The 13683-nt window shown below is 68.8% G+C and carries 17 protein-coding genes and 2 pseudogenes; 10 read left to right on the plus strand and 9 right to left on the minus strand.

All coding sequences use genetic code 11. The features are described from left to right. The first annotated feature begins 287 nt into the window (after window positions 1–287). The 3 genes from ABZ318_RS36155 to ABZ318_RS36165 all read left to right on the plus strand — a co-directional run bounded on the left by ABZ318_RS36155 (window position 288) and on the right by ABZ318_RS36165 (window position 2530). A complete protein-coding gene (locus tag ABZ318_RS36155; RefSeq protein ID WP_356906684.1) occupies window positions 288–932 on the plus strand; it encodes an HNH endonuclease family protein in 645 nt (214 codons plus the stop codon). 189 nt (window positions 933–1121) lie between these two features. After that, complete coding sequence (locus ABZ318_RS36160) at window positions 1122–1643, plus strand: DoxX family protein (protein WP_356906669.1); 522 nt, start codon at window positions 1122–1124, stop codon at window positions 1641–1643. Window positions 1644–1906: 263 nt separating this feature from the next. Continuing rightward, window positions 1907–2530, plus strand: coding sequence for a VTT domain-containing protein (locus ABZ318_RS36165; protein WP_356906685.1), 624 nt, complete (start codon window positions 1907–1909; stop codon window positions 2528–2530). A gap of 157 nt (window positions 2531–2687) precedes the next feature. Here ABZ318_RS36165 and ABZ318_RS36170 read toward each other — a convergent pair. Beyond that, window positions 2688–2897 (minus strand): annotated as a pseudogene (locus tag ABZ318_RS36170) (DUF2277 domain-containing protein); the annotation flags it as partial. Between the two features lie 100 nt (window positions 2898–2997). After that, window positions 2998–3222 (minus strand): hypothetical protein, encoded by a 225-nt coding sequence (locus ABZ318_RS36175; protein WP_356906670.1) that lies wholly within the window; start codon window positions 3220–3222, stop codon window positions 2998–3000. 188 nt (window positions 3223–3410) lie between these two features. Here ABZ318_RS36175 and ABZ318_RS36180 point away from each other — a divergent pair, with 188 nt between their 5' ends. Then, window positions 3411–4169, plus strand: coding sequence for a GntR family transcriptional regulator (locus ABZ318_RS36180; RefSeq protein WP_356906671.1), 759 nt, complete (start codon window positions 3411–3413; stop codon window positions 4167–4169). On the opposite strand, the gene ABZ318_RS36185 is transcribed toward ABZ318_RS36180, so the two are convergent. Next, window positions 4111–5016, minus strand: coding sequence for an MBL fold metallo-hydrolase (locus ABZ318_RS36185; protein ID WP_356906672.1), 906 nt, complete (start codon window positions 5014–5016; stop codon window positions 4111–4113). The genes ABZ318_RS36180 and ABZ318_RS36185 overlap by 59 nt on opposite strands. Window positions 5017–5142: 126 nt before the next feature. Here ABZ318_RS36185 and ABZ318_RS36190 point away from each other — a divergent pair, with 126 nt between their 5' ends. Next, on the plus strand, window positions 5143–5592 hold the full coding sequence (locus tag ABZ318_RS36190) for a lamin tail domain-containing protein (protein ID WP_356906673.1): 450 nt from the start codon (window positions 5143–5145) through the stop codon (window positions 5590–5592). Window positions 5593–5647: 55 nt separating this feature from the next. On the opposite strand, the gene ABZ318_RS36195 is transcribed toward ABZ318_RS36190, so the two are convergent. The 3 genes from ABZ318_RS36195 to ABZ318_RS36205 form a co-directional block, all read right to left on the minus strand. Continuing rightward, complete coding sequence (locus tag ABZ318_RS36195) at window positions 5648–6184, minus strand: DUF4231 domain-containing protein (RefSeq protein ID WP_356906674.1); 537 nt, start codon at window positions 6182–6184, stop codon at window positions 5648–5650. A gap of 72 nt (window positions 6185–6256) precedes the next feature. Continuing rightward, window positions 6257–6781 (minus strand): flavoprotein, encoded by a 525-nt coding sequence (locus ABZ318_RS36200; protein ID WP_356906675.1) that lies wholly within the window; start codon window positions 6779–6781, stop codon window positions 6257–6259. A 303-nt stretch (window positions 6782–7084) separates the two neighbouring features. Continuing rightward, the gene (locus ABZ318_RS36205) at window positions 7085–7264 is read right to left on the minus strand and encodes a hypothetical protein (RefSeq protein WP_356906676.1); all 180 of its coding nucleotides are present in this window, start codon (window positions 7262–7264) and stop codon (window positions 7085–7087) included. A 712-nt stretch (window positions 7265–7976) separates the two neighbouring features. Between ABZ318_RS36205 and ABZ318_RS36210 the strand changes: the two genes are divergently transcribed. Then, a complete protein-coding gene (locus tag ABZ318_RS36210; protein ID WP_356906677.1) occupies window positions 7977–8450 on the plus strand; it encodes a hypothetical protein in 474 nt (157 codons plus the stop codon). A 168-nt stretch (window positions 8451–8618) separates the two neighbouring features. Here the strand turns inward: ABZ318_RS36210 and ABZ318_RS36215 are convergent, their stop codons facing one another. After that, window positions 8619–9089 carry a hypothetical protein gene (locus tag ABZ318_RS36215; protein ID WP_356906678.1) on the minus strand — a complete coding sequence of 157 codons (471 nt, stop codon included), beginning with the start codon at window positions 9087–9089 and terminating at the stop codon, window positions 8619–8621. A 128-nt stretch (window positions 9090–9217) separates the two neighbouring features. On the opposite strand from ABZ318_RS36215, the pseudogene ABZ318_RS36220 reads away from it, so the two are divergent. Next, a pseudogene (locus ABZ318_RS36220) lies at window positions 9218–9364 on the plus strand (integrase); the annotation flags it as partial. A 509-nt stretch (window positions 9365–9873) separates the two neighbouring features. Here the strand turns inward: ABZ318_RS36220 and ABZ318_RS36225 are convergent. Beyond that, on the minus strand, window positions 9874–10929 hold the full coding sequence (locus tag ABZ318_RS36225; RefSeq protein ID WP_356906679.1) for a hypothetical protein: 1056 nt from the start codon (window positions 10927–10929) through the stop codon (window positions 9874–9876). 780 nt (window positions 10930–11709) lie between these two features. Beyond that, window positions 11710–12468 carry a GntR family transcriptional regulator gene (locus tag ABZ318_RS36230; RefSeq protein WP_356906680.1) on the minus strand — a complete coding sequence of 253 codons (759 nt, stop codon included), beginning with the start codon at window positions 12466–12468 and terminating at the stop codon, window positions 11710–11712. A 79-nt stretch (window positions 12469–12547) separates the two neighbouring features. Between ABZ318_RS36230 and ABZ318_RS36235 the strand changes: the two genes are divergently transcribed. The 3 genes from ABZ318_RS36235 to ABZ318_RS36245 form a co-directional block, all read left to right on the plus strand. Beyond that, entirely contained in the window at window positions 12548–12826 is a 279-nt protein-coding gene (locus ABZ318_RS36235; RefSeq protein WP_356906681.1) for a hypothetical protein, read from the plus strand. A 271-nt stretch (window positions 12827–13097) separates the two neighbouring features. Further along, window positions 13098–13361, plus strand: a complete 264-nt coding sequence (locus ABZ318_RS36240; RefSeq protein ID WP_356906682.1) for a hypothetical protein — start codon at window positions 13098–13100, stop codon at window positions 13359–13361. Beyond that, window positions 13318–13683: GntR family transcriptional regulator (locus ABZ318_RS36245; protein ID WP_356906683.1), on the plus strand; the 366-nt coding region annotated here is incomplete at its 3' end. The genes ABZ318_RS36240 and ABZ318_RS36245, both read left to right, overlap by 44 nt.

A 13683-nucleotide genomic window follows, 5' to 3' on the forward strand; every position in this document is an offset into this window, starting at 1 on the left:
GGACGTGGCGCGTGTATTTTCGGTCCGCGCGCGAGGCGTTTCCGGGACGGGCCGCGGACCCGCGCACCCGGACCCTTTCCCCTCGCATCCCTGAACGCGGGCGGAACCTGGCGTTCCATCAGGACCCGCACACCCCTTGATGTGACGTGCCCATGTCGTCACCCTGTTACCTGGCGCACCCCCCACGGAAACCTGGCGCCGCCACGATGACCGGGCCCGACCGCCCGGCACCCCGCGGGGACGGCCGCCGGCCAAGGTCCCCCCACATCAAGGGAGTTCACATGCCCATCGGCAAGATCTACGCGCGTCGACTCGCCGTTCTCGCCACCTCCGCCACCCTCACGGTCACCGGCCTCCTCGCCACCGCACCGGCGGCGCAGGCCGCCATGCCGACCCCGGTCAGCGCCGCGACCGCCCGCACCTACCTGGCCGCCCTCACGGTCAAGGCGGAAGGTTCCACCACGGGTTACAGCAGGGACCTCTTCCCGCACTGGATCACCCAGTCCGGCACCTGCAACACGCGCGAGACCGTCCTCAAGCGCGACGGCGTGAACGTCGTCACCGACTCCAACTGCGCCGCGATCAGCGGCAGCTGGTACTCGGAGTACGACGGCGCCACCTGGACCGCCGCCTCCGACCTCGACATCGACCACATGGTCCCGCTCGCCGAGGCCTGGCGTTCGGGCGCCAACTCCTGGACCACCGCCCAGCGCCAGTCCTTCGCGAACGACCTCACCCGGCCGCAGCTCATAGCCGTCACCGACAACGTCAACCAGGCCAAGGGCGACCAGGACCCGGCGACGTGGCTGCCCTCGCGGACGGCCTACCGCTGCACCTACGTCCGGGCGTGGGTACAGGTGAAGTACTACTGGAACCTCAGCGTCGACTCCGCCGAGAAGAGCGCCCTCCAGTCCGTCCTCAACGGCTGCTGACCACCGCTCCGCTGAGCCCGCATCAGCGGCGGCCGCCGGGGAGTGAACCTCGCCACACGCTCCCCGGCAGCTGAATGTTGAACTTGCAAGCACTAGTGAGGGGTGCCTAACCTAACGACTTCATCGGTTTCCGTCCCCCCGCGCCCCGTTCCCCACGGACGAGGCCAGACCGAAGGAGTCCCGCCCCCCATGACCGACCTGAACGCCCCGAACAACGCCAAGGCCGGCACGACGTCCGGCACCCCCGGCTCCCCTGACGCCCCCGCGAGCCTCGCCGCCCGCCTGAACCAGGCCCAGCCCTACGCGCTCGGCCTCTTCCGCATCGTCGTCGGCCTGCTCTTCGCCTGCCACGGCGCCTCCTCGCTCTTCGGTGTCCTCGGCGGCAGCGCGGTACCGGCCGGCACCTGGCCGGGCTGGTACGCGGCCGTCATCCAGCTCGTCGCCGGCATCCTGGTCCTGGCCGGCCTCGGCACCCGGAGCGCCGCCTTCCTGGCCTCGGGCTCGATGGCGTACGCGTACTTCAAGGTCCACCAGCCGGAGTCGCTGCTCCCGATCCAGAACGGCGGCGAGAGCGCGGCCATGTTCTGCTGGGCCTTCGCGCTGCTCGTGTTCACGGGCCCGGGCGCGCTGGCCCTCGACCGGCTCTTCGGCGCCGGGGAGACGACGGCCGCGAAGGCACGGGAGGATCGGGGCGCGCCGGTCGCGGCCTGACGTACGAGCGGGACGCCGGTCTCGGCCTGGCGTACGAACGGGGCGCGCCGGTCGCGGCCTGACGTACGAGCGGGACGCCGGTCGCGGCCTGACGTACGAGCACGACTACCGGGAGGGGCCGGAAACCGCAGCACGGTTTCCGGCCCCTCTCCCACCGGCGCCCACCCGCATACGCGTCTCCCCCCACGGGCCGGCGCCGGTGTCGGCCCCCGCACCCACCAGCGGTCGGGCGCCCGCCCCCGCGTAGGCTCAGGCCCGTGAATCTGCTCGATACCCTGGGCTCGCTGCGGTCGCTCACCGCCGGCCCGTGGATCTACCCGGTCGTGGCGACGTCGATCCTGCTCGACGTCTTCCTGCCCGTGCTGCCGAGCGGTTTCCTCGTGATCACCGCCGCCACGGCGGCGGCGACGGCCACCGGAGCCTCCACCGGCGTGCCGTCGCTCCTCCCCCTGCTCCTCTGCGCGGCCGGCGCCTCGGTGCTCGGCGACTTCCTCGCGTACCGCCTGGCGCTGCGCGGCGGGGCCAGGCTGGACCGGGCGATCGGACGCTCGCGCCGCCTCTCACTGGCGCAGGAACGTCTCGGCACCGCACTCGCGCGGGGCGGCGGACTACTCGTGGTGCTCGCGCGCTTCGCCCCGGCCGGCCGCTCCGTGGTCTCGCTGGGCGCGGGCGCGGCGAAGCGACGGGTCGAGGAGTTCCTGCCGTGGTCGGCGCTGGCGGGCGTGACCTGGGCCTCGTACAGCGTGGGGCTCGGCTGGCTGGGCGGTCAGTGGCTGGGCGCGACCTGGTTCAGCGCGGGGGTGTCGACCCTCGCGCTCTTCCTGGCGGGCGGTCTCGCCGCGTACCTCATACGGCGTCCGGCTGCGGCTCCCGCGCCCGCGTCCTGACGGCGGTCTGGTTCTCCCGCGTTCTGACGGCGGCGGTCTGGTTCTCCCGCGTTCTGACGGCGTCCGGCCCAGGCTCCCGTGTCCCGACGGCGGCGGTCCGGGTCTCCCGCGTCCTGGCGGCGGCCCGGGTCTCCCGCGTTCTGACGGCGGCGGGGTGCGCGCCGCGCACCTCCAGGCCGGCGAGGAGTCTCGCGGTCGCGTCGGCGATCTCGTCCACGGCCCGCTCGAAGACCTCGCGGTTGTGGGCGGCGGGGGCGCGGAAGCCGGAGACCTTGCGGACGTACTGCAGGGCGGCGGCGCGGATGTCGTCCTCGGTCGCCTCCTCGGGCAGGACGGGCGGGCGGAGCGTCTTGATGCTGCGGCACATGCCTCCAGTGTGGCGCGGGCCACTGACAACCGCCCCGGACGAGCCGCGATCCCCGGAAACAACCGCTCAGCGGCCCCTCCCCGCCCCTCCCCCCTCTTCCTCACCCACCCAGACCGCGTCTGCTCCGTGCGTTGATCTCGGCGGTGCGGGCGCGCAGTTCGTGCAGGGGCGTGGCGAGCTGGACGTCGGCGGGCTCGGCCTCCCACTCGGCGCCACCGTGGACGGCGCGGATCAGAAAGCGTCCGGAGACGCTCTCCACGTAGAAACCGACCCGCCCCGTGGCGGTGTCGCGGACGAGGTCACCGACCTCGGGCAGTGGCTGCACGCATCCCCTCCGTCCCGGTTCCTGAAGCTTGGGGACACTCAGGGAAGCGCGGCGACCGGGCCCTGTCAACGTATCTCTAGAGATGTCCCCCGATGGATGGATCGACCGGGCGGGACGGCGTACAGGCGTGCACCCGGGCCGAGGGGCGCGCCGTAGGGTGTCCCGCAGACGAAGGGAGTGGTCCACCCGTGACTGACCAGGACAGCGCTCGTCGGCCCAAGTACCAGCGCATCGCCGACGAGTTGAGGATCGCGATCCAGTCGGGCGCCTTCGCGCCGGGTGATCGCCTCCCCGGCGAGAACGACCTCATGACGACCTACGACGTGGCCCGCATGACCGCTCGCCAGGCCCTGTCCGTGCTGCGTACGGAGGGGCTCGCCGAGGCGCGCAAGGGCGCCGGGGTCTTCGTCCGGGTCTTCCGTCCGCTGCGCCGCCGGGGCATCCCGCGCCTCGCCGGGGACCGGTGGGGCAACGGCCGCTCGGTCTGGTCGGCGGACGTCGAGGACCGGGAGCTGGTCGTCGACCAGATCGAGGTGGGCGAGACGGAGGCCGGCGACCGGGTCGCGGGGGCGCTGAACCTGGCGCCGGGGGCGCCGGTCTGCGTCCGGAGCCGCCGTTTCGTCCTCGACACGAAGCCGGTACTGCTCTCCGTGTCGTACCTCTCCGCCGAGCTCGTCCGCGGTACGCCGATCACCGAGCCGGACACGGGCCCCGGCGGCACCTACGCGCGGCTGACGGAGCTGGGGCACCGGCCGGTGCGGTTCCGGGAGGAGATCCGCTGCCGGATGCCGACGGCGGAGGAGTCGGACCGGCTCTCCCTGGAGTTCGGGACGCCGGTGGTGCTCATCGGCCGCACGGCCTTCACGGAGCCGGGGATGGCGGTGGAGCTCAACGAGATGACGCTGGACTCGTCGTCGTACGTCCTGGAGTACGACTTCGACGCGTAAGACCGACTCCGGACCCGTCTCCGACTCCGGACCCGTCTCCACCTCCACCTCCACCTCCGACTCCGACTCCGGCTCCGGCTCCGACTCCGGCTCCGACCTCGAACCGCAGCCCGGGGTCGGCGTGGGCGACGTCGCCGGGGTACTCGGCGGCGGCGAGGGCGACGGCCTCCGCCGGAGTGGCCCCCGGCCCGACGTGGGTCACGACGAGGCGGCCGGCGCGGGCGTCGGCGGCGCTCCGCCCGGCCTGCGCGGCCGAATGGTGCCCGGGCACGGCGCCGTCGGCCTCGCAGACGAACAGGTCGCAGTCGAGGGCGAGTTCGACGAGCGAAGGGCAGGGCGCGCAGTCCCCGGAGTAGACGAGCGAACGCCCCTCCCCGTCCTCCACTCGCAGAGCGAAAGCGGGCGGACCGCCGTGGTCGACGGCGCGGGACCGGAGGGTGAGCCCGCCGACGCGGGCGAGATGGCCGTCGCGCAACTCCTCGACGGCGAAGGCCTTCTCGACCGGACTGCGGTCGGGTCCGTTGGTGAGGAAGGCGGCGAGCCGGTCGGCGATGCCGGGCGGTCCGAAGAGCGGGACGGGCAGCGGGAGTTCGAGCCCGGCGTACAGGAGGGCGTAGTAGGCGGTCAGCAGGTCGGCGCTGTGGTCGGCGTGCAGATGGGAGATCCACACGGCGTCGACCCCGCCGAGCGGGACGTACCGCTGGAGCTCGGCGAGGGTGCCGGTCCCGGCGTCCACCCAGAGGCGGACGCCGCCGCCCTCGACGAGGTAGCCGGAGCAGGCGTTGCCCGGCCGGGGGAAGGGGGTGGCGGACCCGAGGACGGTGATCCGCAGCGGTTCGCTGCCCATGCGACGAGTCTAGGACGGATGACCGAGACTGGCCGGAAGTTGTGCGGAGGAGGTGAAGATCACGCATATCCTGTGTGCTCGCCGGGCCCCATCGGCGGGCGCCCGGCAGAGAACTGAGGGACATTCATGCTTCGCGTACGTACGCTCGCGGCCGTGACCGCGGCCGCCGCCTCCGGCATCCTCCTCCTGCCTTCGCAGGCCCAGGCCGCCGGCTCGGTCCACCTGTACAAGATCTACTACGACAGCCCGGGCACGGACAACCGGTCCAACGGCAGCCTCAACGCCGAGTACGTCCAGATACGCAACACGACCGGCGCGGCGGTCAACCTGCGGGGCTGGACGCTGACGGACGCGGCCAACCACAAGTACACGTTCGGCAACTACACGCTCGGCAAGGGCAAGATCGTGACGGTCCGCACGGGCCGCGGCACGAACACGGCCGCGAACGTGTACCAGAACCGTGCCGCGTACGTCTGGAACAACGACCGGGACACGGCGAAGCTGCGCAGGTCGAACGGTACGACGGTCGACACGTGCTCGTACAACTCGACGCGGGTCGACTACAAGTGGTGCTGACCGCGCGGGTCGGCTGACACCCTGCGGGCCCCGACGCACGGGGCCCGCAGGCGCACTACGCGGCTTCCTCCACCTCGTGCCTGGCGGCCGGAATCCCGTGCTGCTGCACATCGAAGTCGACCTGCCCGCCGAGTGTCATGACGTTCAGGGTGGCGGAGTTCTCGTTGGCGATGGCCTTCTCGACGCGGGCGACAAGGACGGAGAACGCCTCGCGCCGGCCCAGGTTGCGGTACGGCCCGACCCTGGTCTCGAAGTAGATGCGCTCGTGCCCGAGCAGCTGCTCCGTCGACCGGTAGTTCTTCCACTGCTCCCGGTAGCGGTACACGCTCTCCAGCGAGATGGCGGCGACGACCACCACGCTCAGCGCCGTCGCGGTGACCCGCGCGAACCCCAGGTCCAGATTCACGAACACCGGCACCAGCGCACCGCCGACGACGGACACGGTCCGCATCCGCAGGTGCATCGCCTTCATCCGGGTCGCCTTGGCGTCGTACCACTCCTGGTACTGCGCGATCCTGGTCTCGATGTACCGCTGCGGCGTCAGCTCGCCGCCCTGCGCCCCCGGTTCGGGCGCGTCCCCCACCTCAGACATGCCCGGAGTACACCGGCCGGGACGCGTCCACGTCAACTTCGAAGCGCGCCCCACTCAGCCGACCGCCACCCCTCAACCGACGGTCACCCGCTCGCGGACGGCATCGAGGGCCGACCGCCACGGGAAGGCCGCCGACGAGTCCGGCAGGAGCCCGTCCTCGCCGTACAGCACCGAGACCCCGGCAGCACGAAGGGTCTCCAGGGACCGCTCGCACTGCGGGTGCCGGGCGTAGGCCGCGTTCAGGCACGGCACGGCCACCATCGGGATCCCCTTGCCGATCCCCTCCGCGACCACGCCGACGACGAACTTGTCCGCGATCCCGAGCGCCCACTGGTTGACCACGGTGAAGGTGGCCGGCGCGACGAGGACCGCCGAGGCCTCCGGCCACACGTCCGGCTCGCCGGGAAGCCCGTAGTCCCACCGCACGGGATGCCCGGTGAGCACGGCGAGCCCGTCGAGCGACCCGGCGAGCCAGCGGGCCGCCGTGGGGGTGAGCCCGAGGCAGACGTCCCAGCCGTCGGCCTGCGCGTCCTCGATGACGCGGGCGATGTCGAAAACGGGCTCGGCGGCGGCGGCAAACAAGTACAGGGTGCTCATCCCCTCATCCGACCACACCCACTCCCACCACACCGAAGGCCCCCGACCGATCATGGCTGGGACCTTTCCCCTGGTGGGCGCGGAGGTTTCGAACCACCGAGATCCGCACCGTGCAAGTCCCCCTGGCCCGAGACGATGGACACGTCCAGATCCTGAGGCCGGAGCAGCCACCTCATCTCCAGGGGTTCGAGAGACCTGCCCCATCCGGGCTCGCCGGCTGCGACGCACTCGGACCCTGCCGTCACCCCACGGGGACAGCGACCGACGGGCGGGGCACCCCTCTGTCGCGGCGGGCGACAGACCTCAGGCTGCGAGCTCCTGCTCGGCGCCCGTCGCCTCGGCCCATGCGGCCACGAGGACCTGATAGATCCGCTGCTCGTCGGCCGTCAGCGATCGGCGCTGTTCGTCGGCGCGGGCCCACAGGGTGCGGATGGCGTCGTTCAGGGCCTCGGGACTGGGGGTCTCTCTGTGCGAATCGGGCATGAGTCCAGGCTACGGCCAGGATCTGACAGAACCCCGTCTCCGCAACGTGGGGTCCGCCACGTCATCGACAAGGCCCATGAGCAGCGCGTGGCCGAATAGATGCCGTACGCCACTATTGCTGTCTGGAAACATTCGGCGCGCTCTGTCGTAAGGGGTGCTGTGCCTGATGGCTGTGGCTGCGATCAAGGAGGAGATCTCGCGTGGGGAGACCGAGCACGCGAGCGACACGAAGCAGGCGGCCCCGAGTCGCGCTCTCGGCACACAAGGCGACCCCCTTCAATGGCTGAAAGGGGATCGCCGCGTTGCTGCTCCCACCTGCGCGTTCTTCCCCGCTCTTCGAGGGGATCTTCAGGGGACGCGCTTCGGCGGGGAGAGTGCTCAGAAGCGTGGTGAAGGTGTAGCCGAAGCGGAGCCAAAGCCCGAAGGCGCAGGTCAAGCAGGGCTCTGACCCGGGCCTTCACCGACCTACAGCGAGGTCGAACTGGTGGGCGCGGACGGTTTCGAACCGCCGACATCTGCTTACAAGTTCGATCCGGGCCCGCTGCGGCGGCTTTCGTCGATTGGTGCGACGGCCGGGCAGAGGTTCTGGTGTACGCACCCGTGCAGCGTCGTTGATGTCAGCCGCTGATGTCAGCCCCGCACGCGGTCTTTGCAGGCGGGCGACGCTGTTGAGCGATGGGGGCTGTCCCTGGCATGGCGGAGGATGGTGCTCATGTGCGCTCTCTTCGACCCCCCTGAGCCTCGCCGCGTCTCGCCGGGCGAGTACCCGGTGTGGGACCAGGCTCTCGCCCTTCTGAACCGGGACCTGGCGGTGACGCTTCCCCGGCTGGAACCCCTGCAGCTGCTGGCCCTTCCGTCCTACGACGCGGATGAGCCGGAGAACGTCTACGTCGCCATGGCCAACGGCGAGTGGCACGGCAACCACTTGGACCCGAACTCACAGGACAGCCTTGCCTCTGCACTGGCGAGCGTCGCCGATGCCGCGCAGGAGACCGTCATGGAGCTTCTGTGGCAGGCGTGGCCCCTGTGCCCCGAGCATGGCCTGGGCATGCATCCAAGGGAGGACACAGAAGAGCGACTGTCCTGGTGGTGCGCGGGGGAACGGTTGCGTCGCGGCCCGGCTCATATCCACGCGGCCGTGGGTGCACTCGACGCTTTGGGAGCGTCGATCCGTACACGGTCTTGAAAACCGTCGTGGCGCGAGTCACCGTGGGTTCAAATCCCACACCCACCGCCAGGTGAAGGGCCCCTGACCAGCGATTCCGGTCAGGGGCCCTTCACGCCTCCCGGGTGATTCCGCACCGTGGTTCCCCGTGAGATCCCGCCTGTTCGGGCACGGGAAGGGCACGGCCAGTCAGCTCCGAGACACCAGCTCGACCGTCACCGGTGCCGCTGATTCAAGATCGATGGTGTCGCCGTCGTGCTCGGAAAGAGCCTCGTCGGAGTAGTCGGCAGGCACGACGACCAGCATCGTGTGAGGGCGGGGAAGCCGGCCCACGTCCTGCGGAGGGTCGTAACGGCCGATATCGATGATCCGTACCAGCGTCTCAGGTATGCCTACGAGGCAGCTGTCACCGACCTGCAAGTTCCATGGCTCAGGATCGGTCTTGAACAGGCTCATGGTCCAGTCTGGGGAGTCGGACGACATCACGAAGGCCCTCCGGCCGTTCCACCTGACCTGAGACTGCGGATCGATCTCGGCCCATGGCCACTCAACCGAAGCGTCGAAGCGAGACACCTCGGCCACTCGGGCTTCAGCCGGCGGGCAGCTCACTCGTAGAACGTCGCCGACCCGGAACTCGTGATGCGGTGTGCCCTTGGCCATGGCTGCCCCTGTCCTTGCTCGCGCCGAGAGCTGCACCGTACCGACCGCATCAGCCACAGCGCGCCCAGCTCCCATCCCGTCTGCAGTCGACCCACACACCGTGGAGCAGGCGCGGTGCCGGGCGTCCAGGTGTTCCGCCCCGCGTCGTGATGGAGATCCTCGGGCACAGCCAGATCGCCGTGACGATGAACGTGTACGCCCACGTCGTCCAGGACACGCAGCGGGAGGCCGTGAGTCACGTGGATCGGCTGCTCAGGAGTCGTCCCCGGTCGTGATCGAACGTTCCCGTTGATGTCAGATGTGGATGTCAAAGGCCCCCAGCCATGATCGGCTGGGGGCCTTTTCCCTGGTGGGCGCGGACGGTTTCGAACCGCCGACATCTGCTTTGTAAGCCTGACGCCCGCACCTGATCCGTCATCGCAGCTCAGCCCCTCTGCGCGCTGCGACGGCTGTCACAAGCTGTGGACGCCGTAGCGAACCTCCAGTGACCGCGGTTGACCGCTCGATCTGGCACGCATCTGGCACGCGTGCTCAGAGCTCAGCCCGCTCGCTCACCACGTCGTCAGCAGGCTCCCCGTAGCGGAGCACGACGTGCGCCGGCCGAAACGGAAGCGCACGCAAGCCCGGCTCCATACCCGGTACAGAACGTCCGCGTCAGGCCCGTAGATGAAGATAACCGCCTCGCCCCCACCGACCCCGCTTCGTGAGTTCGCTCAAAGCATCGCTTGTACTGCCCACCCCTGAGTGAATCCCTGTGAACTCCCGCTACCCACCGCTGTTGATGTCAGTTGTGGATGTCAGGTCGTCTTGCGATGCGCCCTTCAGACCCACTGGTCGGTCCCACTGCTCGCAAGCGTGCGGGAATGATGAAGTCTGGGGTTCGGTCCCATAGCGAATCCGACAAGTCGCAAGGGAGCCGATTCTGCAGAGACACCGGTGTGTGCTCCAACCTGATGAGCTGAGCACGCGGGAGGAGTGTCACGATTTGAGACCTGAGCCGACCTGTCACTGTGGTCTCGGATCTGAACGGGTCGAGGTTGGGTGGAGCAGGCTCCGTGTCCAGAATCAACGCTGGCAGTTCCTCAAGCATCGGCCCGACGAGGTGCCGCAGGCTGTCTAGGAGCTTCCGAAGGACTCGCGGGTGATTCTTGATCACCAGCAGCCTTGGGGTGGCGTGGTGCAGATTGCGAGAGTCGTACATGGGTAGGTCGTGATCGGTCTTCTCGAACGACAGGGCAGCAGGGCCGAACGGCACCTGAAAGTCTGAAGTGCTATCAGTCAGACGTACGAGGGGCAGGCGATCTTGCTCCAACGCCTCGTCCAGACTCTGCTGCACCTGGGCCCGGAGAAGGTTCATGCTGCCGCTAAGAACGATGATCAGGCGGTAGCCGATGTCGAGCGCCCTCGCAGTGATGCCTGCCGTCATCATCGTCTTCCCTGTCCCTACGGGCGCATCTACCACCCCTACAGTCTGATGAGCTCGCTCAGCAGTGGGCAGGGGAAGACAGGCAACCGCCCGGGAGCAAACCCCCTCCAGCATCCCCATCGCATCAGCGTCCACACCCCGTTCGGTCATGAACTCCACGAACGTAATCCAGCGGTGCTCTGCCGAGCCGACCTCTTGCAGCTGGAGCTGTGACTCTGCCTGGTTGGCTCGAAAGACAGCTGCGTCTCGGTCCTGCCGTAGGACATCCAAGTCTCGCTGGGCCATCTTCAAGAAGGCAGACCACCCATCCCGCTCCTGCACCGCCTGACGGTACAGGGAGAAGAGGTGCTCCTTCAGCTCAGGAGCGATGGATGCCGCGGTTGCACGCTCGACTTCGCGCAGCAGCGCTTCCACAAACGTGAGCGGGGGAACGCGTTCGCCACGCAGGTATCGGCTCACCCCTGTGTGATCGAGGTACAACCGAGCGCTGAACTCCCGCTGAGAGCAACGGAGCTCTAAGAACAGCTGATGCAGAGCCGATGCGAGCTCGGCCAGAGCCGAGCGGTCAGAAGGCTCCTCAGTCGTATTTGTAGGTGTGGTCACACACCGTTTCTACCTCCATCGAGGGCCACGTGTGGAGGTGTTGCGGACCACTGTCAACACGTTGCTCCGGGCGCAACACCCCTGGCCACGGACACGCTTGGTCTACCGAGGAACGGAAGGAACAGAGGATGTGGCAGGGGTTGCTCCACCGGGCGCTCAAGGCACTTTGGCGAGTGGTCGCTGGGCTCGCCAAACACGCCAAGCAATTGATCAAAGCCCACAAGAAAGAAGTACGCCGAGGCATGGTGCACGGGGCCTCTAGCGCGCTCGGATCGCTGACCATCTCGGGGGTGACGTGGTGGCTGAAGAATCAGTAACGGATCTTTGAGAGAAGGTGCTCATCCCATACTCATCGACGACCCCAGGGGTGCTTCCCGCCTCTAGTGAAGCACCCCTGTCGGGCAACACCGGCGCGCCGGTGTAGTCCGACATCAGCCTGTGCAAGCGGCAGCACCCTGGAGATTTTAACCATACGAAGATGCCCGCCTGCAGACCCTCGGAGGTCCCGACCGATATTGGCCGGGACCTCCGAGGATGGTTACACGGCCCGCTCCGGACTCAAGCCAAACTGGCCAACCACCCCTACGCCAACTATGGCCGGATGGGAACTTCGTAGACGATCTCGCAGAGGGCGGCGGGTACGACGATGTCGGCCGTCTCTACGGGGCGCCCCTCGTCGCTGTAGTACGTCCGCCGGATGTGCGTGACAAGCGCGGACTTCTGGATCCCAAGAAGCGACGCTTCTTCGGCGGTCGCCTGCCGCGGCTCGGGCTGCTCGACGGCATGGCTGATCGTGACACCAATTTGGGCCATCCGGTTCACGACGCCGGCCCCGGCGTGCGGTCCGCCCTCCGGAAGGACGACGAGGGTCCCGCCGGTGAGGTCGTACGGCTCCCAGCTCGTGGACAACTGCGTGGGCCGGCCGTCAGCGAGGAACTCGTACACCGTGCGGACGCACAGGTCGCCCTCGGCGATGCCGAGCCGGGCGGCGATCTCCACCGGCGCCGGGACCTTGGCCTCGGTCCGGCTCTCCCAGTCTCCCTGCTTACCCAAGGCCCTCATGTCGGCCCGGAACGGCGAACCGCCACCCTGCTCGCGCGCTGACGAGCGGACTACGCGCACACGCTGACGAGGCTCCGCGACGTACGTTCCGGATCCTGCCCGTCCTTCCAGGACTCCCTGCGAGATCAGCAGTTCCTGCGCCCGACGCACAACGTTCTCGCCAACACCGCACTCCTGGCCGATCTGGGCTCGCGAGGGGAGTCGGTCTCCGGGCTCCCACTCGCGCTCCGCGATCCTCCGCCGGAGTTCGTCAGCGATACGGAGATACGGCGGCTGCTGCTCAGACATATGGAAAATCTAGTCCACTAGCCCTAATCTAGTTAACTAGCTTCACGCAAAGTGATCCCTTGGCAACGGAGGCTCTCCTGTGCCCGCTTCGGCAGCAAGCGCGGAGGACATCGCCGCCCGGCTGTCCGCCCTCGGACTCACCACGCGCGTGGAGGAACACGCCCGTCACACGTCGATCGAAGCGGAGGTGCCGGAATCGCTCCTCACCGAGGCATGGCGGGAGGCCTTGGAAGTGGTGGCGGAGGCCGATCGATTCGGACTCCAGGCCAGCAGCTTGAACGGCCGCACCTTATGGGCCGCCGTGCACAGAACGGTCCCCGCGACGGGCAATGTCCGGGGACTTGGCCATCAGCGATAGGAGCTGATCAGCGTGTTGAACCGTGTCCGCCGCGCAGTTGGATGCACCAGGGTGCGCCCTTTAGGGCCGCCGTGCTTCGTGCCGCTGGAGGTCAACTGATGCATGCGAAAGCCGTCCCCTACCGATCGAGTTCGTGTCGGATCGGCACGCACCACGAGTGCGCGCAGTCCTCGCCCTCCCTGGCACCGGTCGACGTCCCCGTGATCTACGAGGCGTGTGACTGCCCCTGCCACCCGGCGGCCGGCCGAGAAACGCCGAAGGAGGCGACCCCATGAGGAGCTGGACGCCGAGCGGCGTGCTGGCCTCCAACGTCGAGATCACCTCGGCCAACGTTCAACGGGGCGACGTCATCCAGATCGGCGGCCAGCCGTGCCGCGTAGCCGACCTCATCCAACTTCCGGGCGGTGCAAAGCGCCTCCTCTTCGAGTCGGGCGAACTGCTGACCATGCACTCCCGAACCCGGCTCATCGCCCTGAGGATGCAGAGAGTTGGTGATCAGCTCCGTGGCCTCTCGCCGTCACGTCATCGCCGATGACCTCAGGGCCCAGATCTCGACCGGCCGCATCAAGGCCGGCGCCCGCCTCCCCTCCGAAGCCCAACTCGCCGCCCGCTACACGGTCAGCACGCCGACCCTACGGAGCGCTCTCGCGCTTCTCCAGGCCGGAGGCCTCGTCGAAAAGGTCCACGGCAAGGGCAACTTCGTCCGTCCCCCTCTTCGCAGGATCACGTACCTCGGCGGCAGCCCGACACTGCCGACTCCGGGCTTAGAGGTCCTAACAAAGGCGTTGGACGTGTCGGTGGGTGATCAGGCAGGTGGCGAGGCCGAGGAAGGCCTCGTGGATGTCGTCTCGTCGCTC

The organism is Streptomyces sp. NPDC006197, from assembly GCF_040613865.1.
GTDB lineage: Bacteria > Actinomycetota > Actinomycetes > Streptomycetales > Streptomycetaceae > Streptomyces.